The sequence below is a fragment of the Allobosea sp. BK604 genome, from assembly GCF_004341515.1.
In the GTDB taxonomy this organism is placed as follows: Bacteria; Pseudomonadota; Alphaproteobacteria; order Rhizobiales; family Beijerinckiaceae; genus Allobosea.
The window spans coordinates 652,983-671,051 of the sequence record NZ_SLZF01000001.1; the positions used below are offsets into that span (position 1 = coordinate 652,983).

Below are 18,069 nucleotides of genomic sequence, written 5' to 3' on the forward strand. Positions count from 1 at the left end.
GCCTGCACCGGGACGGCCTTCGGCGATGAAGAAGGTGCTGTTCGTCTGCAGCCAGAATCGTTTGCGCAGCCCGACGGCCGAGCAGGTCTTCTCGACACGGAGCGACATCGAGGTCGCGTCGGCCGGAACGAACAACGATGCCGAGACACCGCTCACGGCCGAGCTCGTGGCATGGGCCGACATTATTTTCGTCATGGAGAAAGAGCATCGCAACAAGCTGCAGCGGCGCTTCAAGAAACATCTCAAGGCGCGGCTCGTCTGTCTCGATATTCCGGATGACTACGAGTTCATGGATCCGGCCCTTGTTCGTCTGCTCGAACACAAGGTTGGCCGCTTGCTGCCCTGATGGTCGAGCGCCAAGGACGGCCCAACAGGGTGAGATTGCCGTTGAAATGCAACGCCCGGCTTAGCGCCGGGCGTTCTCGTTTCAGCAGACGGTCGGAGGTCAAACGCCGATCTTGCCGCCGCCGCGCTTGGTGATCGCCACCACGGACGGCCGGACCGGCATGTCGTCCTTGAAGTCCGGCCAGCGCGTCGAGAGATCCTCGTAATAGGAACGGCGGCCGAAGGCCGGCCAGTCCGGGCCGTCATCGCCGGGGTGCTGCACGGCGACGAAGGCAGTGGTGTCGTCCGGCGTGAAGCAGGGGCCGCAGAGCTCGGCGCCATGCGGCACACGGTAGAACAGCTTCGAGGTCCGGCGCGCCGCACCTTCGGTATCGACCGCCCAGAGCCCGTCGGTCCGGCCGGTCTCGCGAAGGTTATTGCCGTCGGTCGAGACCCAGAGCCGGCCGGCCGTATCGGTCACGCAATTATCGGGCATGCCGAACCAGCCGTTCTTGGTCGTCTCGGTCGAGAAGGTGGCGCCGACCGCGGCGACGGAAGGGTCGCCGCATTTCAGCAGGATCTCCCACCTGCCCTTCAGCGCGGTGAAATCGCCGCCGTCCTCGATGATCTCGACGATATGGCCGAAGGCGTTCTTGGCGCGCGGATTGGCGGCATCGACCTGGGCGTCAGTGCGGGCCGTGTTGTTGGTCAGCATCACGTAGACCTTGCCGGTGACGCCGTTGGGCAGGATGTCCTCCGGCCGGTCCATCTTGGTCGCCCCTAAGAGGTCGCCGGCGCGGCGGGTCTCGATCAGCACGTCGGCCTGGCTCTGGAAGCCGTTCGCCGCGGTCAGCGGTCCCTGGCCGAAGACGAGCGGCAGCCATTCGACGCCGCCATCGGCCGAGAACTTCGCGACATGGAGCGTGCCCGTGTCGAGCAGGCTCATGTTGGCGGCGCGGTCGTTCGGATCGAACCGGCCGGCGGTCACGAACTTGTAGACATAGTCGAAGCGCTCATCGTCGCCGAGATAGAAGACGACGCGACCGTCCTTGGCCACGACATTGTCGGCGCCTTCATGCTTGAAGCGGCCGAGGGCGGTGCGCTTCTTCGGCACCGAGTTGCGGTCGAGCGGGTCGACCTCGACCACCCAGCCGAAGCGGTTGGCCTCGTTCGGCTCCTTGGCGAGGTCGAACCGGTCCTCGAACCGGCCCCAGGCATAGGTCGAATCGGGCAGGCCGAGACGCTTGTAATTGGCCGCCTCGCGATGGCCCTCCGGTAGCTGGCCGGAGAAATAGCCGTGGAAATTCTCCTCGCCGGTGACGAACGTGCCCCAGGGCGTCAGGCCGCCCGAGCAGTTGTTCAGCGTGCCGAACACCTTCTTGCCGCTCTGGTCGGCATTGGTCCGGACGCGCTCGCTACCGGCGGCCGGACCGGTCAGTTCCATCTCGGTCGCGACCGTGATGCGCCGGTTATACGGCGAATCCTTCACCAGCGCCCATTTGCCGTTGCTCTTGCGGATCTCGGCCACGGTCGCGCCATGCGCCATCATCTCTATCGCCGCACGCTCCTTGGTGGCGTTGGCCAGCACCGGCTTGCCGTCCTTGATCGTCACCACGCCCGGGAACATCAGATGCGGGTTGGTGTATTCGTGATTGACGAAGAGCAGGCCGTGGCCGGCGGGATCGGCCGTGCCCGGCATCGGCGTATAGCCGACATAGTCGTTATTGTAGCCGAATTGCCTGGCCTGGGCCTCCGGCGTCTGCTTGGCCGGGTCGAATGCCGGCGAGTCGGGGAAGAGGGGGTCGCCCCAGCGCAGCAGGATGTTGGCGTCATAGCCCTCGGCGACATGATGGTTGGCGTCGACGCCGGCCTCGACCTCCTTGAAGGCGAAGGCCGAGCCGCCGGCCTGCGCCTTGGCTTCTTCGGCGCTGGTCAGCGCCACGGTGCCGACCGTCGCAGAGATCGCCGAGACAGCCAGCGCGCCCTTGATCAGGCCACGGCGCGAGAAGCGCAGCGAGATCAGCTCGCCCATCGTGGCGTTGTCGGTCGGGTTCTGCGGCGGAGCATCGGCATGCTCGAGCATGCTGGCAGCAAAGCGGGATTCCGGGATGTCGTCGGCGCTCATGGTCGCGTCCCTTTTCGGTTATGTTATAGGATTACGATTAGACCGAATCGAAACTAGATTCGCGCCTTGACAGGTCGGTGACAGACGCCAGCTGCATGAGCCGGCTTCATTCATCCTCTTCCGGACGAACGGCTTTTCTGATTGAAGGGCGGTGCTCTACGGCCCTTCAGACGCTGCCAGCAGCGCCACGACCGCAAGAACAGCCATGACGATCGTCTTCTCCGCCATTGTCGCGGCCTTTGTCGGCTTCGCCGCTTCTGTCGCCGTCGTGCTCTCGGCCGCGCAGGCCATCGGCGCGACGCAAGCCCAGACCGTGTCCTGGGTCGCCGGGCTCGCCATCGCCCAGGGCCTCGCCAGCATCTTTCTGTCCTGGCGCCACCGCCTGCCGATCATTTGCGCCTGGTCGACGCCGGGCGCGGCGCTGATCGCGGCTGTGAGCGGCTTCGACCTTGCGACCGCAGTCGGCGCCTTCCTCGCGGCCGCGGCCCTGATCATGCTGACCGCGACCTTCAAGCCGCTCGGCACATTGATCGAGCGCATCCCGATGAGCATCGCCTCCGCCATGCTTGCCGGCGTGATCTTCCGCTTCGTCGTCGCCGTCTTCGACCAGATGCGGCTGGCGCCCGTGCTCGTCCTGCTGCCGCTCGGCGTTTTCCTGCTGGCGCGCCTGCTCAATCCGTTTCTCGGGGTCATCGCAGCCCTGCTCGCCGGGCTGGCCTTCAGCTTCGGCACGGGCGCCGCCACCCTGCCCGGCTTGCCGGCCTTGACTGAGATCGTCCTCGTTTGGCCGCGTTTCGATGCGACGGCGATCATTGGCATCGGCATCCCGCTCTATCTCGTCACCATGGCCGCTCAGAACCTGCCCGGTTTCGCCGTGTTGCGCGCCGCCGGCTACAACCCGCCGACATCATCCTGCCTGTTCGTCACCGGGCTGATGTCCTTCGTCACCGCCCCGACCGGCGCCCATATGGTCAACATGGCGGCGATCAGCGCTGCGATCTGCACCGGCGCCGACACCCATCCCGATCCGAAGCAGCGCTGGAAGGCAGGCATCGTCTATGGCGGCCTCTACCTGCTGATCGCCGCGACCGCCGGCCTGCTGCTGGCGCTGATCGTCGCCATGCCCAAGCCGCTGATCGTCGCGGTCGCCGGATTGGGCCTCGTCGGCTCGCTCACCGGCGCCCTCGCCCAGGCTATGGCGAAGGATGCCGAGCGCTTCGCCGCGGTCATCGCCTTTTCCGTCGCCGCTTCCAGTCTTTCGCTGTTCGGCATAGGCTCGGCCTTCTGGAGTCTGGTTGCAGGGCTTGCGGTCTTGACATTGGACGCGCTGGCGGGCCGTTTGCGCGCAAGATCATGACAACGACAACCGCACCGACCCGACTCATGCTCGTCACGCCCCCGGTGGCGGATGCCGAGGCCATTTCCTTTCGCCTGATGCAGGCCTTCGCCGGCGGCGATGTCGCGGCCGTGCTGCTGCGCCTGGCCGAGGGCGACGAACGCAGCCGCATCGAGCGCGTCAAGCGCCTGTGCGGCCCCGTCCAGTCCAACAATGTCGCCCTTGTCGTCGAGGGACCGGCGGTGATCGCGACGCGCGGCGGCGCCGACGGCGTCCATCTCACGGAGGGACCGGAAGCCGTGGCCGAGGCCCGCTCGAGCCTGCGCGACGAGCGCATCATCGGCGCCGGCGGCCTGCGCGCCCGCCATGACGCCATGGATGTCGGCGAGGCCGGCGTCGACTACGTCATGTTCGGCGAGCCGCGCCCGGACGGCACGATGCCGCCGCTGCCGGCGGTGATCGAGCGCGCCGCCTGGTGGGCCGAGATCTTCGAGACCCCCTGCGTCGCCTATGTGCCCGCTGCCGACGCGATCACGCCGCTGGTCGAGACCGGCGCCGAATTCGTCGCACTCGGCGAATGGGCCTTCGACGAGAGCCAGGACATCCGCGCGCTGGTCGAGCAGGCCAATGCCGCCATCGCCGCCTTTGCGGCCCGCAAGGCGGCGGCGCGATGAACGGGCTGCGGCGTGCGCTGGTGCTCGCCGGGCTCGTGCTGGCTCAGGCCGCGGCCGCGCAAATTCCGACGCTTCCATCCGCGCCTGCACCGGCGACGACCGCCGGGCCGAATGCCGACCTCGCCTATGGCGCCTATCAGACCGGCCATTACCGCCGCGCCCAGGAAGAGGCGCTGAAACGCGTCGAGGCCAACCATAACGACGCCGCCGCCATGACCCTGCTCGGCGAGATCTACCGCCAGGGCCTCGGCATCGCACCCGACCAGAAGGCCGCGACCGAATGGTACGAGCGCGCAGCCGCGCTCGGCGACATCAATGCCGCCTATGCGCTGGCCCTCGCCCTGCTCGAGGGCCGCGGCACCCAGCCGGACGATACGCGCGCCGGCATGCTGCTGGAGCGCGCCGCCAAGGCCGGTCACCCCTTCGCCAACTACAATCTCGCCCTCGCCCTGCTTGCGACGGGCCAGAGCACGGACGCGCAACGCGCCATCGCCAGCCTGCAGATCGCCGCCGATGCCGATATCGGCGAGGCGCAATATGCTCTCGGCATCCTCCACCGCCAGGGGCGCGGGGTCGAGCAGGACGAGACGAAGGCGGCCGAATGGATGGCCAAGGCCGTGAGGAACGGCGTCGTCGCGGCCGAGGTCGAATACGCGATCATGCTCTTCAACGGCGTCGGCGTCGCCAAGAACGAGACCGGCGCCGCCAAGCTCTTCCTGCGCGCCGCCTACAAGGGCAACGCCATCGCCCAGAACCGCCTGGCCCGGCTCTACCAGGCCGGCCGCGGCATCAATCCCGATACCGCCGAGGCCGCCGCCTGGCATCTTGCGGCCCGCGCCCAGGGCCTGAACGACGAGACGCTCGACAAACTCATCGACGGCCTCACGCCCGAGCAGCTCAACCGCGCCGCGCAACTCGCCGCCCAGCGTATCGAGAGCACCTCGCTGACCACGGCCTTGACTACACCGAGCCAGCCAAGCAAGTGACTGCGGAACAAGCGGGTCCGCGCCATCGCGTGGACCCGACCGCTTTTTGAAACCCGTTGGCCCTGCTGCCTGCACGATCCTGCGCCGATGTGCGCTTGAGGTATGACATGATCCGTTCCCCCCTGATGACCGTGATGACCGACGCCGTGATGAAGGCGTCCCGCTCGCTCAAGCGCGATTTCGGCGAGGTCGAGAACCTGCAGGTGCTCGCCAAAGGGCCGGGCGACTTCGTCTCCAAGGCCGACCACAAGGCCGAGCAGATCCTGCGCGAGTCGCTGGAGAAGGCCCGGCCCGGCTACGGCTTCGTGATGGAGGAGAGCGGCGTCGTCCACGGCACGGACGAGAGCAACCGCTGGCATATCGACCCGCTCGACGGCACCCACAACTTCCTGCGCGGCATCCCGCACTGGAACATCTCGGTCGCGCTGGAGCGCGACAACCAGTTCATCGCCGGCGTGGTCTACGATGCCGCCAAGGACGAGCTCTTCATCGCCGAGAAGGGCAAGGGCGCCTATGTCAACAACCGCCGCATGCGCGTCTCCGGCCGGCGCGAGCCCGCCGAGATGCTGATCGGCATGGGCGTGCCCCATATCGGCAAGGGCGGCCACCCGCTCTTCCTGCGCGAGCTTGCCGCCGTGATGCCACGCTTCGCCAATGTCCGCCGCATGGGCTCCGCCGCGCTCGACATCGCCTATGTCGCGGCCGGGCGCATGGATGCCTACTGGGAACGCGGCCTCAACACCTGGGACTTCGCCGCCGGCGCGGTGATGATCCGCGAGGCGGGCGGCACCTTCGGCACGCTCGACGGCAAGCAGCCGACCAGCGCGAAGGACGTGATCTGCGGCAACGAGGCCGGCGAGCAGGCCCTGCGCGCCGCGCTGAAGGCTATCTGAGGCGTCCCCCGGGCCGCCACGGCCAAGTCGATACAAGCGGTTGACATATATCTTTGTTCTTTCGCGCTTGATCCTGACGTGACGGGAGGCGACAGTCTCCTGGCGCGGCAAGGCATGATTGAGAGCCGGATCCGGTCCGGCCTGTGGCGAACGGAAGACGGGGCATGATGAAAGCGGACAGCGCGGCCGATATGGCCGCGATAGCTCGGGATACCACCCGCTTCTCGCGTCCGGTGCGTTACGTCGTTCGCGCGGTCCTGTTTCTCGCCCTGATCGGCTTCCTCGGCTATATCCTGCATCGCGGTCTGGTCGACGCCTTCATGGCCAATCCCGGCCTGAACGGCTTGATCGTCGGCGCGCTCGCAGTCGGCATCCTGGTCGCGCTGCGCGAATTCTGGCGGCTCTATAGCGAGGCCCGCGCCGCCACCATCCTCGCCCAGAACCCGGCCCATGCCGAGGTCGAGCGCAGCCAGGTCATCGCGCCGCTCGGCTCGGTCCTGCCGGCATTGGAGAAGCGCACGCTCGCCCCGGCCCAGGCCGCGACCGTGCTCGAATCGATCGCAGTCAGGCTCGACGACGGCCGCGAAGTGCTGCGCTATCTCGCCGGCCTGCTCGTCTTCCTCGGCCTGCTCGGCACCTTCTGGGGCTTGCTCGACACGGTCGGCTCGGTCGGCGGCGTCATCAACGGCCTGCGCACCGGTGCGGAGGCCGGCGTGCTCTTCGACGAGCTCAAGGCCGGCCTGTCCAAGCCTCTCGCCGGCATGGGCCTGTCCTTCTCGGCCTCGCTCTTCGGCATCGCCGGCTCGCTCATCCTCGGCTTCCTGGAATTGCAGGTCGGCCAGGCGCAGCGCCGCTTTCGCAACGAGGTCGAGAGCTGGCTCGGGACGCGCAGCTTGGTGGCCGCGCCGGCCGCCGCCGCTGCGATCGACAATGCGCTGGGCGAGCGGCTCGACCAGCTCACCGCGGCGCTCGCTGACGGCCCCAACAACCGCGCCGCCACCCAGGCCCTCTCCAACCTCGCCGAGGGCGTGCAGGGCCTCGTACAGCATATGCGCGCCGAGCAGCAGCTGATCCGCGACTGGGTCGAGGCCCAGGCCGCCCGCGAGAAGGACCTGAAGCGCCTGATCGAGCGCCTGACCTCCAGCCATGTCAACGAGCCATGATCGCGCCACGGACCCCGTCGATGATCGCCCCTGACCTCGTGGAGCTTCGATAGCAATGGCCCTGTCGCGCGCCCATCGCCGTGAGCAGCCGAATTTCTGGCCCGGCTTCGTCGATGCGCTCTCGACGATGCTGATCAGCATCGTCTTCCTGCTCTCGGTGTTCGTGCTCGGACAGTTCTTCCTGTCGCAGGAGCTGACCGGCAAGGACAGCGCGCTCGAGCGGCTCAACCGCCAGATCTCCGAGCTGACCGACCTGCTCGCCCTGGAGCGCTCCTCCAACCGCCAGGCGCAGGAGAGCCTGCAGCTCATGCAGTCGACGCTGACGCGCGAGCAGGCCGAGCGCAGCCGCATCTCCGACCAGCTCGCCGCCCAGAACGGCAATTATCCGGCCCAGCTCGCCGAGCAGCAAAAGGCGCTCGATCAGGAGAAGCAGCTTTCGGCCCGTGCCCAGTCGACGGTCGATCTCGTCAACCAGCAGATCTCCGCGATGCGCCGCCAGCTCGCGGCGCTTGAGGAGGCCCTCTCCGCCTCCGAGGCCAAGGACAAGGAATCGCAGACGCGCATTTCCGAGCTCGGCTCGCGCCTCAACGTCGCGCTGGCCCAGCGCGTGCAGGAACTGGCGCGCTATCGCTCCGACTTCTTCGGCCGGCTGCGCCAGGTGCTCGGCACCCGGCCTGACATCCGCGTCGTCGGCGACCGTTTCGTCTTCCAGTCCGAGGTCTTCTTCGACGCCGGCCAGGCTGTCCTGAAGCCCGAGGGCAAGACCGAGCTCGACAAGCTCGCGTCGATCCTGACCGATCTCGGCCGCGAGATGCCGCCCGACATCCCCTGGATCCTGCGCGTCGACGGCCATACCGACGCCCGTCCGATCCGCTCGCCGCAGTTCCCCTCGAACTGGGCGCTCTCGACGGCGCGCGCCGTCTCGGTGGTGGAATACCTGATCTCCCGCGGCCTCCCGGCCGACCGCATCGCCGCAACCGGCTTCGGCGAATTCCAGCCGCTCGACGTCGCGACGACGGACGACGCCTACAGGCGCAACCGCAGGATCGAGTTCAAGATCACGGAGCGCTGAGGCCCCCGAGCTCCAGGCACCTGTTACCTGCCGATCGCTCAGGTCCTCAACCTTCTACGGCATGACTCTGCCGTTTGAGCGACGATAGACAAGCCTGCTGCAGTGGTTTCAAGCACATCGCGGCGATGACGGGAACCGCCACCGCAACGACTGTCTGTGACCCGAAACACAGTCAGCCCTCGGCCAATCCGGCTATGCAACGCAGCGCCTGGACGATTGGCTTGTCATCCGCCCAGGAGCGTCAGCACGGACGGGAGCACGAAGTTGGTGGGGCCTGCCGGAACCACCCGATTTAATCCGAGCTCCAGCCAAGCCAGCATTCAGGAGAGACCGATGCGCCGTCTCGCTGCTGCACTTGTCTCGCTTGCCGCGTGCAGCTCTTTGCTCCACGCCCAAACCGCCGCTCCACTCGATCAGCAGCAATTTGCGACAGCCTGCTACGCTTGGCGTGACCATGTGCTGAACGCGGTCCGACTCAATAGCGGAACCGGCGTTCTGTCGGCCGACGACGCATCGGCGATGAACGGGCTCACCGAGATACTCGGCAAGCGCTGTGGCGGTGACGATCCGCAGCGGATGCTGCACCTCTTCGCCGTCGTTCTGGAAGCGCTGAGCGACCAGGGGTATCAGCAGTGACCGCGCCGGATGGTATCGCCGATGCGATCGGCTTTTTCGCATCCGGCATGACTCTGGCGGCATTTTCCTGCAGGCGAATGAGGTCGCTGCGCGCGGCCGCCATCCTCGCCAACCTGCTTTTCATCGCCTATGGCGCGCTATTGAACCTCTTGCCGGTGCTCTTGCTCCATTGCCTGCTTCTGCCTCTCAACATCATGCGCCTCGCGAATTGCATGCGGAATGGACAGGGTGACTGGGCTGCTCCGAAGCCGGATGATGCCTCGTTCCAGCGGATGCGTTGAGTCCCCGCTCTCTCGACAACGCTTCTGAACACCGGCGCAGCGCACCACAATGCCGGGAAGCACGGGCGAAGCCCGCAAAGGACCGGCAGGCTGCTACCGGCTCATCGCCGCCAGCGCATTGCGCATCGAGTCGCTGGGAATGCCGAACAGGCCGCTATAGGGCCATTCCAGGTCGACGATCACGAACATCACGCTCGAGATCGAGACGACGCCGATCGCCAGCACCACGGCCGCCAGAAGCTTACGCGGCACCTGCAGGCCGAAGGAGACGAAGACCAGCATCAGCCAGAAGACCACGACATTGATGAAGATGTTGGTCTGCGTGCCGTGCCCGTCCTCGATCACCGCCCAGCGCTTCTGCCGGAACTCGGCGAAACTGTCGCGGCACTCCGCAGCGAGGTTGCGGCGCAGCGTATCCGGCGCGTCGAGCGCGTTGATCTCCCGGCTGATCTCGCGCATGAGCACGGTCAGCGCCGAGCTCTCGCCCTGACGCGGCATGGTGGAGGTGTCGGGGTAGCTGACGCCCTGCGGCTTCGGCTCGTCCGGCCAGGTGCTGGCGATCACCGCCGCGGTGTAGCTGCGCAGCTTCTGGCGGGTCGGCTCGGCCTCAGGCCCATATTCGCGCAGGCACTGGTCGAGCTGGGCGAGTTGCCCGGCATCGGCGTTGCGGTCGCGATAGGACATGTCGAAAGCGGCCTTGCCGCTGGACAATTGCAGGCTGAGCACCAGCGCCGCGAAGGTGACGAGCAGGCTCGTCACCAGCCGCAGCGCTTCAATGTTGCGTTCGGTGAGGTGCTCCTCGGGCAGCCAGCCACGCAGCAGCACGCCAAAGATCGCGCTGGCGCTGAGCAACCCGCAGAAGATCAGGGCCGAGAGCACCTCAGACATGTGACGCGTTCCTTTCGTCCGGGAGGCGGCGCATGGCCATCGATCCGGAAAGATGCCAGGGTCGCAATGGACCTGCAGCCCTCATCCTCAAGCTGCACTGCTCAGGACATGGCCGGACGCCCGGAGACAATCGATGCGCCAACTCGTCTTCGCGCTGATGCTTTGCCTTGTCCAGATAAGCGCTCCTTCGAATGCCCGGGCACAGTCCGATTTCTATGCGCCGTCAGGCCTCGACCTTAGGTCAGGGCGCCCCGGGACCCTGCTGCGTATCCAACCCCTGCCGGGCGCGCCGGACGGCGCCAGCGCCTATCGCATCATCTACCGCTCGACCAGGCTCGACGGCCGGCCTATCCCGGTCTCGGGCGTCGTCATCGTGCCCGCCACGCCGGCGCCGGCCGGAGGACGGTCAGTGGTCGCCTGGGCCCATCCGACCTCCGGCGTCGAGGATCAATGCGCCCCCTCGCGCGCCAACATCTTCTTCAACACGGTCCAGGGTCTCGGTGCCATGCTGGCGCGCGGCTATGTCGTCGCCGCCACCGACTATCCCGGCCTCGGCATGCCCGGCCCGCATCCTTATCTGGTCGGCATCAGCGAGGGCCGGGCCGTACTCGATTCGGTCCGCGCCGCCCGCGCGCTGCCGGGGGCTCAGGCCGGCAGCAATTTTGCCGTCTGGGGCCATTCGCAGGGCGGCCAGGCCGCTCTCTTCACCGGAACCCTGGCACGGCAATACGCGCCTGAACTGAAGCTCGTCGGCGTCGCCGCCGCCGCGCCCGCAACCGAGCTCGCCCCCCTGCTCGCCGCCGACATCGACACCTCCGGCGGGCGGAACCTCACGGCGATGACGCTCTGGTCCTGGTCGCGCGTCTACAACGCGCCGATCACCGCCGTGGTCACGCCGGAGGCCATCCCGGTCGTCGACGAGCTGGCGGGTGAGTGCATCGAGCGCATCTTCGACGTCTTCGCCCGCCTGACCCCGACCAGCGCACTTGAGCGCAGCTTCCTCAAATCCGAGAGCTTCGCCACGCAGGAGCCCTGGCGCTCCCTGCTCGCCCGCAACACGCCTGGCTTGCTGCCGCGCGGCGTGCCCCTCTTCCTGGCCCAGGGCACTGCCGATACGCTGGTGCGCCCCCAGGTCACGCGCGACTACGCCACCAGGCAATGCCGGGCCGGGCGCGCCGTCGAGCTCGACTGGCTGCCCGATGTCGGCCATCTCTTCGCCGCGCGCGACAGTGCCGATGCCGCTGTCGCCTGGATGGCCGATCGCTTCGCCGGCCGGCCGCCGCCGAGCAATTGCGTGGGACGTTAAAGCATTTTCGAGCGAAGTGGATGCCGGTTCGCGTGAAGAAAATGCGTTAAAACAAAGAGATAGAGTATTTCTGCGTTTCGAAGAAGCGCGGAAAAGCTCTAAGCGGCTTCGAGCCCGAATTGCAGAGCCGCCAGCCTGGCATAGAGCCCGCCGCGGGCCTTGAGCTCGGCATGGCTGCCCTCCTCGACGACGCGGCCTTCGTCCATCACCAGGATGCGGTCGGCCGAGAGGATCGTGGCAAGGCGATGCGCGACGACCAGCGTGGTGCGGCCCTGCATCAAGCGATCGAGCGCATCCTGCACGGCCCGCTCGCTCTCGGAATCGAGCGCCGAGGTCGCCTCGTCGAGCAGCAGGATCGGCGCGTCCTTCAAGACCGCGCGCGCGATCGCGAGACGCTGGCGCTGGCCGCCCGAAAGCGTGACGCCGCGCTCGCCGACGATCGTGTCATAGCCATCGGGCAGGTCGCGGATGAAGCCGTCGGCAGCGGCCAGGCGTGCCGCCTGCTCGACCTCCTCGCGGCTGGCATCGGGCCGGCCATAGGCGATGTTGTCGCGCACGGAGACGCCGAACACTGTCGGCTCCTGTGGCACCAGGGCGAAGCGTTCGCGCCAGGCGGACGGATCGGCCTCGGGCCCGGCGACGCCATCGACCGTGACGCGGCCGGAGGCGGGATCGTAGAAGCGCAGGGCGAGTTGCAGCACCGTGCTCTTGCCGGCTCCGGACGGGCCCACCAGCGCGACGCGTTCGCCGGGCCGGATGCTGAACGAGAGATCATGCAGCGCGGAGGCCGTGCGGTTCGGATAGGCGAAGGAGACATGCTCGAAGGCGAGCTCGCCAAGCGACGGATCCGGCATGCGCCTGGGGTTCGGCGGCGCGGCGATGACCGGCTTGGTGGCGAGGATCTCGCCGAGCCGCCCGGCGGCACCGGCAGCGGCAGAGAACTCGCCATAGACCTCGGAGAGCTGGCCGAGCGAGCTTGCCGCCAGCACCGCATAGAGCACGAACTGCGACAGCCGCCCGGTCGTCATATGGCCGGCGAAAACCTCGGTCGCGCCGGTCCAGAGCACCCAGACCACGCTGGCGCTGACCAGGAAGATCGCGACGCCCGAGAGGATGGCGCGCGAGGCGGTGGCGGAACGCGAGGCGTCATAGGCCTCGTCCGAAGCCTTGGTGAAGGCGCCGGCTGTCTGCCGTTCGGCCCCGAAGGACTGCATGGTCCGGATCGCGCCGACCGCCTCGGAGGCGAAGGCGGAGGTATCCGCGAGCCGATCCTGCGCTGCTCGCGCTCGCTTGCGCACCGAGCGCCCGGAGAGCACGAGCGGCACCACGATCAGCGGGATTGCCGCGATGACGATGGCCGAGAGCTGCGGGCTGGTGACGATCATCAGCCCGATGGCGCCGAGCACCATGATGCCGTTGCGCAACGCGATCGAGGCGGTCGAGCCGAAGGTCGATTTAATCTGCGTGGTGTCGGCGGTCAGGCGCGAGACGAGATCGCCTGCCCGGCTCGAATCGAAGAAAGCCGGCTCAAGCCTGGTCAGATGCGTGAAGACGTCGCTGCGCACATCCGAGACGATGCGCTCGCCGACCGTCATGACGAGATAGAAGCGCGCCGAGCTCGCCAGCGCCAGAACGGCGACGATACCGACCAGCATGATGAAATAGCTGTTGGCAAGATGCTGGTCGCCGCCGGAAAAGCCGACATCGATGACGCGTCGCACTGCCAGCGGCAAGGCCAGCGTCGCGCAGGAGGCGACGATCAGCGCGATGATGGCGAGGCCGATCCGTCCCTTCTGGGCGAGCGCATAGGGCCAGAAGGCGGAGAGCGAGCGGAAATCGGGCCGCGTCTTTTTCTCGTTTTCGGGGCTATCGGCCACGCTTCATTATCCTGTCATGCTTGCGCTGCCGGCTCGCCTGCGCTATGGGCACGCGACTTCACGACAGGCTCATACGAATTGTTCGACGGGCCGGCCAGCTCTGCCTGGTTAAGACCGTGCCCGCTTACGATTGAGGATTTCGCCATGAAGACCGGCATCCATCCCGACTACCACACCATCAAGGTCGTCATGACCGATGGCACCGAATACTTCACGCGTTCGACGCTCGGCAAGGAGGGGGACACCCTCAACCTCGACATCGACCCGAAGACCCACCCGGCCTGGACCGGTGGCTCGGCTCAGTTGCTCGACCGCGGCGGCCGCGTCTCGCGCTTCAATTCGCGCTTCGGCGCGCTGAGCGCCCTCGGCAAGAAGTAATTCGGACGCGATCGCTCGTCGATCGCGCCACTTCGACAACAAAAAGCCCGGCCTCATCGGCCGGGCTTTTTGCGTTTCGGGCGGCGATTGGTCGCGGCGCCATGGCTCAGCGCAACATGCCCAGCCGGGCCTGGAGGCTCTCGAGCTGGCTCTGCACCGGGTTGGGCCGCTCTTCCTTCACGGTGCCCGACATCAGCCCTTCGAGATGGCGGATACGGTCCTGCAGGCGCACGGAATGGGCGACCAGGTCGCGCAGCGCCTGCGGCAGGCGATCCGCCTCATGGGCTGGCGTCAGCAGCGGCTCGGCGATCTTGACCTTGTTCTTCTCGGTGCGCGCCTGCTCGGCCGTCATCTCGCCCTCGGCGACGGCGCGCTGGACCAGCAGCCAGGAGGCGATCTGCATCAGGCGTGTGGTCAGGCGCATGCTCTCGGTCGCATAGGTCAGCGCGACCTCGCGCGGGAGCGCAGCGGAATCGGACCGGCCCGGACCGTCGAGATAGCTCGCGGTCTGCTCGACCAGCCCCATCCCCTCGCGGAACAGCAGCATGAATGCATCCGATTTGACGAAGCCGCGCGCGAAAGAGATCGCCCCCTCATCCTGATCGGGCTTCAGCAGCGTCATGTCGTTCATCGCGGTGTCTCCAATCGGCACGCGGCTGTGCGCGTCCGGTACGCCGCTCAGCCAGATGCCGCCAACACCGCAAGGATAGCGCCGCTGCGCGCCGGAGATACGGTAAGGTGTTGTTAACCTTAACGGCGCTAGGAGACGAAAAAAGAGCCGCCCCGAAGGCGGCTCGAAGGTCAACAGGGAGGCGTCAAACAGAGTGGGCAGGAGCCACTCGACATCCAGACAAACTGGACAATGCGATTCATACTTTGGAATCGTTAAGCGCCGGTTAACGCCTTCGTTCGGTTGTCGAAATGTTTGCCCCGTTTCGGGTCAACCCAGCTTGCGGAAGAAGGAGTCGGCGGCTGAGCGCGAAGCATCCTTCTTTGTCCGCATGTCCTTGAGCCGCTCGATCTCGGCGTTCAGCGCTTCGATGCGCTGGTCGATCTCCGAGAGCGACAGCATTGAGAGGTCCTGTCCGAGCTGGTGGAGCGGCTTCGGCGCTGGCCGGTCGTCATCTGAGAATATCGACATGGCTGCCTCGTTTCTGGACAATGACGGCGGCCATACTAGAACGCTCTGCGCCAAGGTGAAATCACCCGGGCTGCAATTCAGGCTGGCCGTTACGGCAAGGAACCTGAGCGACTTTGCGCGAACGCGAACGGTCGCGCTCTGGCGGCGGCGCTGGCATATGAGCATTATGCCAGCCGAACGAGCCGGCCGCGCCGGGCGATATCACGCCAGAAAACAGGATTGCCGAGATGACCAGCCTGCCCGAGACCATGACCGCGATCGGCTTCGACGCCCCCGGCGGGCCGGACGTGCTCAAGCCGCAGACGCGCCCCGTGCCAAAGCCCGGCGCGGGCGAGATCCTCGTCGCGGTTGCGGCAGCCGGCATCAACCGGCCCGACGTGCTGCAGCGGCTCGGCGGCTATAATCCGCCGCCCGGCGCCTCCGATATTCCCGGCCTCGAATTCGCCGGCACGGTCGTCGCGCTCGGCGACGGCGTGCGGCGCTGGCAGCTGGGCGATCAGGTCTGCGGCCTCGTCGCCGGCGGCGGCTATGCGCAATATGCCGTCGTGCACGAGAGCAACGCCCTGCCCGTCCCGGCCGGCCTGACGCTGACCGAGGCGGCCGCCATCCCGGAGACCTTTTTCACCGTCTGGACCAATGTCTTCCAGCGCGGCGGGCTGAAGGCCGGCGAGAGCTTCATGGTCCATGGCGGAACGTCGGGCATCGGCACCACAGCGATCCAGCTCGCCAAGGCTTTTGGCGCGACCGTGCTCGCAACCGCCGGATCGGATGACAAATGCGCCGCCTGCCGCGAGCTCGGCGCCGATCATGCCATCAACTACCGCAACGAGGATTTCGTCGCCGCCGCCAAGGCGGCGACGGGAGGGCGCGGGGTCAACGTAATCCTCGACATGGTCGGCGGCGACTATATCAACCGCAATTACGAAGCCGCCGCCGATAGCGGCCGCATCGTCCAGATCGCCTTCCTCAACGGCCCCAAGAGCGAAGTGAATTTCAGCCGCCTGATGCTGAAGCGCCTCGTCCATACCGGATCGACGCTACGCCCGCGCACCATCGCCGAGAAGGCCGCCATCGCCGCCGAGCTGGAGACGAAGGTCTGGCCGCTTCTTGCGGAAGGGCGCTGCAAGCCGGTGATCCACCAGACCTTCCCGCTGGCCCAGGCGGCCGAGAGCCATCGGCTGATGGAGAGCAACGCCCATATCGGCAAGATCGTGCTGACGGTCTGAACGACCCGCGCATCCGGCGCCATGATGACCTGGCAGGCCGAGCCCCGACTATTCGGAGCCCGGCTGCCCAGTCGCATTCGGTCTCAGCGAGGACACCAGTCCCAAAACCCCGTCGTCCGTGCCGGCGTGGTGTAGTACCAGCAATATCCGGCCCGCGGAGCGGGCCCCGCCAGCGAAACCGCGGCCGCACCCGCCATGAAACCGATTGCCGCTCCTGCCGCCACCGCGCCGCCTCGGCTCCAGTGACGACGGGGATTGACCACGACCACACGCCCTGGCCTGTGCCGCACGACAGTACGACCCCTATGGCCACGATAGACATGCGAGGGCGGGCGGCGGGAGCGGTTCACCTGCTGCCGGCTGCCCCGATGCGCCCGCTGAACGTTCCCCTGCCGGGCGCCGCGGACATTCTGACGTGAAACATCCCGCCCGCGCGAGATATCCCGTCCGGAGGAGCGACCCTGCGCCTCCGCCGATCCAAGTCCGACGAGAGGCGGAACCAGGCTCGCCATGAAGGCGATCAACAGGAATAGCGATTTCAGCTTTAGGTTGTTGCGCAATCTAACCTCCCGCTTTCGAGGTCTGCCCAGCGTCCTTCACCTGCTGCAGGTTAGACCTTCGTCGACGTCGCTGTCGACGCCTCGGGCGACGAGGCGCCATTCTGCCGCTGCAATCACAGGCGAGCCGGGGACTGTTCGCGGGAAACGTGACGAAGCCACCTGCCCTGCGCGTCCGCACGCTTTTCGTGGACAGCCATCACGGCTTTGCCTATAACCCGGGCTATCCCACTCATCGTCGATGATTTGGATGGCCGGCCGGGGAGGCCGGTCGGCGCATGAAAGCTATTGTCTGCGACGCTGTTCCGGCCCTGACGGCCGGCATTCGAGATTCAGGAGAGAATCCGTGTCACAAACCCCGCTGATGCCGAAAGCCACTGCGGTCTGGCTGGTGGAAAACACGTCCCTGACCTTCGAGCAGATCGCCGAGTTCTGCAAACTGCACCCGCTCGAGGTGAAGGGCATCGCCGATGGCGAAGTCGCCGCCGGCATCAAGGGCCTCGACCCGATCACCTCCGGCCAGCTCACCCGCGAGGAGCTCGAGCGCGCCGCCAAGGACCCGAACCACCACCTCAGGCTCGCCGAGCGCAAGGTCAAGGTGCCGGAGATCAAGCGCGCCAAGGGCCCGCGCTACACCCCGGTCTCGAAGCGCCAGGACCGCCCGAACGCGATCCTCTGGCTGCTGCGCAACCATCCCGAGCTGAAGGACGCCCAGATCATCCGGCTGATCGGCACGACCAAGTCGACCATCGCCCAGATTCGCGACCGGACGCACTGGAACGCCCAGACGCTGACGCCGATCGACCCGGTCAGCCTCGGCCTGTGCTCGCAGATCGATCTCGATTTCGAGGTCGGCCGCGCCGCCAAGGACCGCCCGGCCGCGCTGGCGGAAGCCGGCTCGACCCTGCTCTCGGCCGAGGAGACGACCGCTCCCGAGCCGCCGGCCGCTCCCGCGAGCCAGCCTTTCGCCGACATGAGCAAGCCGAAGCGCCAGGAAGAGGCGGAGATCGACGTCGATTCCGTCTTCGCCAAGCTGAAGCAGCTCAAGCGCTCGCCGCAAGACGAGGACGACGAGGACTGAGAACCTCACCAAGCGCTGAAAATGCCGACGGGCCGGAGCACTCCTCCGGCCCGTTTGCGTTCTCTATCGATCGTTGAGAGGCGGATTCACCGATCAGGTTGCTTCAACCTGATCGGATCCGGCTC

18 protein-coding genes and 1 pseudogene are annotated in these 18,069 nt (G+C 66.9%); 13 read left to right on the forward strand and 6 right to left on the reverse strand.

What is annotated here, in order from left to right; genetic code table 11:
• The first annotated feature begins 25 nt into the window (after positions 1 to 25).
• A complete protein-coding gene (locus tag EV560_RS03255; protein WP_131853929.1) occupies positions 26 to 346 on the forward strand; it encodes a low molecular weight protein tyrosine phosphatase family protein in 321 nt (106 codons plus the stop codon).
• 99 nt (positions 347 to 445) lie between these two features.
• On the opposite strand, the gene EV560_RS03260 is transcribed toward EV560_RS03255, so the two are convergent.
• Positions 446 to 2,449 carry a PhoX family protein gene (locus EV560_RS03260; protein ID WP_131853931.1) on the reverse strand — a complete coding sequence of 668 codons (2,004 nt, stop codon included), beginning with the start codon at positions 2,447 to 2,449 and terminating at the stop codon, positions 446 to 448.
• Between the two features lie 205 nt (positions 2,450 to 2,654).
• Between EV560_RS03260 and EV560_RS03265 the strand changes: the two genes are divergently transcribed.
• The 8 genes from EV560_RS03265 to EV560_RS03300 all read left to right on the forward strand — a co-directional run bounded on the left by EV560_RS03265 (position 2,655) and on the right by EV560_RS03300 (position 9,490).
• Positions 2,655 to 3,806, forward strand: a complete 1,152-nt coding sequence (locus EV560_RS03265) for a benzoate/H(+) symporter BenE family transporter (protein WP_131853933.1) — start codon at positions 2,655 to 2,657, stop codon at positions 3,804 to 3,806.
• Positions 3,803 to 4,459, forward strand: coding sequence for a thiamine phosphate synthase (locus EV560_RS03270; RefSeq protein ID WP_131853935.1), 657 nt, complete (start codon positions 3,803 to 3,805; stop codon positions 4,457 to 4,459). The genes EV560_RS03265 and EV560_RS03270 overlap by 4 nt, the downstream gene beginning before the upstream one ends.
• Positions 4,456 to 5,445, forward strand: a complete 990-nt coding sequence (locus EV560_RS03275) for a tetratricopeptide repeat protein (protein WP_131853937.1) — start codon at positions 4,456 to 4,458, stop codon at positions 5,443 to 5,445. The genes EV560_RS03270 and EV560_RS03275 overlap by 4 nt, the downstream gene beginning before the upstream one ends.
• A gap of 107 nt (positions 5,446 to 5,552) precedes the next feature.
• Positions 5,553 to 6,338, forward strand: coding sequence for an inositol monophosphatase family protein (locus EV560_RS03280; RefSeq protein WP_131853939.1), 786 nt, complete (start codon positions 5,553 to 5,555; stop codon positions 6,336 to 6,338).
• A 164-nt stretch (positions 6,339 to 6,502) separates the two neighbouring features.
• Positions 6,503 to 7,501, forward strand: coding sequence for a flagellar motor protein MotA (locus EV560_RS03285; RefSeq protein WP_248311868.1), 999 nt, complete (start codon positions 6,503 to 6,505; stop codon positions 7,499 to 7,501).
• Between the two features lie 55 nt (positions 7,502 to 7,556).
• Positions 7,557 to 8,573 (forward strand): peptidoglycan -binding protein, encoded by a 1,017-nt coding sequence (locus EV560_RS03290; protein ID WP_131853941.1) that lies wholly within the window; start codon positions 7,557 to 7,559, stop codon positions 8,571 to 8,573.
• Between the two features lie 333 nt (positions 8,574 to 8,906).
• Positions 8,907 to 9,209 (forward strand): hypothetical protein, encoded by a 303-nt coding sequence (locus EV560_RS03295; protein ID WP_131853943.1) that lies wholly within the window; start codon positions 8,907 to 8,909, stop codon positions 9,207 to 9,209.
• Entirely contained in the window at positions 9,206 to 9,490 is a 285-nt protein-coding gene (locus EV560_RS03300; RefSeq protein ID WP_131853945.1) for a hypothetical protein, read from the forward strand. The genes EV560_RS03295 and EV560_RS03300 overlap by 4 nt, the downstream gene beginning before the upstream one ends.
• Positions 9,491 to 9,583: 93 nt before the next feature.
• On the opposite strand, the gene EV560_RS03305 is transcribed toward EV560_RS03300, so the two are convergent.
• The gene (locus tag EV560_RS03305; RefSeq protein WP_131853947.1) at positions 9,584 to 10,378 is read right to left on the reverse strand and encodes a bestrophin-like domain; all 795 of its coding nucleotides are present in this window, start codon (positions 10,376 to 10,378) and stop codon (positions 9,584 to 9,586) included.
• Between the two features lie 133 nt (positions 10,379 to 10,511).
• On the opposite strand from EV560_RS03305, the gene EV560_RS03310 reads away from it, so the two are divergent.
• Positions 10,512 to 11,684, forward strand: a complete 1,173-nt coding sequence (locus EV560_RS03310; protein WP_131853949.1) for an alpha/beta fold hydrolase — start codon at positions 10,512 to 10,514, stop codon at positions 11,682 to 11,684.
• A 98-nt stretch (positions 11,685 to 11,782) separates the two neighbouring features.
• Here the strand turns inward: EV560_RS03310 and EV560_RS03315 are convergent, their stop codons facing one another.
• Positions 11,783 to 13,561 carry an ABC transporter transmembrane domain-containing protein gene (locus tag EV560_RS03315; protein ID WP_131853951.1) on the reverse strand — a complete coding sequence of 593 codons (1,779 nt, stop codon included), beginning with the start codon at positions 13,559 to 13,561 and terminating at the stop codon, positions 11,783 to 11,785.
• 144 nt (positions 13,562 to 13,705) lie between these two features.
• On the opposite strand from EV560_RS03315, the gene rpmE reads away from it, so the two are divergent.
• Positions 13,706 to 13,939 carry a 50S ribosomal protein L31 gene (rpmE, locus tag EV560_RS03320; RefSeq protein ID WP_131853953.1) on the forward strand — a complete coding sequence of 78 codons (234 nt, stop codon included), beginning with the start codon at positions 13,706 to 13,708 and terminating at the stop codon, positions 13,937 to 13,939.
• A gap of 106 nt (positions 13,940 to 14,045) precedes the next feature.
• Here the strand turns inward: rpmE and rcdA are convergent, their stop codons facing one another.
• On the reverse strand, positions 14,046 to 14,570 hold the full coding sequence (gene rcdA / locus EV560_RS03325) for a protease adaptor protein RcdA (protein ID WP_131853955.1): 525 nt from the start codon (positions 14,568 to 14,570) through the stop codon (positions 14,046 to 14,048).
• A gap of 309 nt (positions 14,571 to 14,879) precedes the next feature.
• Positions 14,880 to 15,080 carry a DUF1192 domain-containing protein gene (locus EV560_RS03330; RefSeq protein ID WP_131853957.1) on the reverse strand — a complete coding sequence of 67 codons (201 nt, stop codon included), beginning with the start codon at positions 15,078 to 15,080 and terminating at the stop codon, positions 14,880 to 14,882.
• A 227-nt stretch (positions 15,081 to 15,307) separates the two neighbouring features.
• Here EV560_RS03330 and EV560_RS03335 point away from each other — a divergent pair, with 227 nt between their 5' ends.
• Positions 15,308 to 16,306 (forward strand): NAD(P)H-quinone oxidoreductase, encoded by a 999-nt coding sequence (locus tag EV560_RS03335; RefSeq protein WP_131853959.1) that lies wholly within the window; start codon positions 15,308 to 15,310, stop codon positions 16,304 to 16,306.
• Positions 16,307 to 16,389: 83 nt separating this feature from the next.
• Here the strand turns inward: EV560_RS03335 and EV560_RS36195 are convergent.
• Positions 16,390 to 16,605: pseudogene (locus tag EV560_RS36195) on the reverse strand (hypothetical protein); the annotation flags it as partial.
• Between the two features lie 604 nt (positions 16,606 to 17,209).
• Between EV560_RS36195 and EV560_RS03345 the strand changes: the two are divergent.
• Positions 17,210 to 17,944: a DUF1013 domain-containing protein gene (locus EV560_RS03345; protein WP_131853961.1), complete on the forward strand. Its 735-nt coding sequence runs from the start codon at positions 17,210 to 17,212 to the stop codon at positions 17,942 to 17,944.
• Positions 17,945 to 18,069 lie beyond the last annotated feature (125 nt).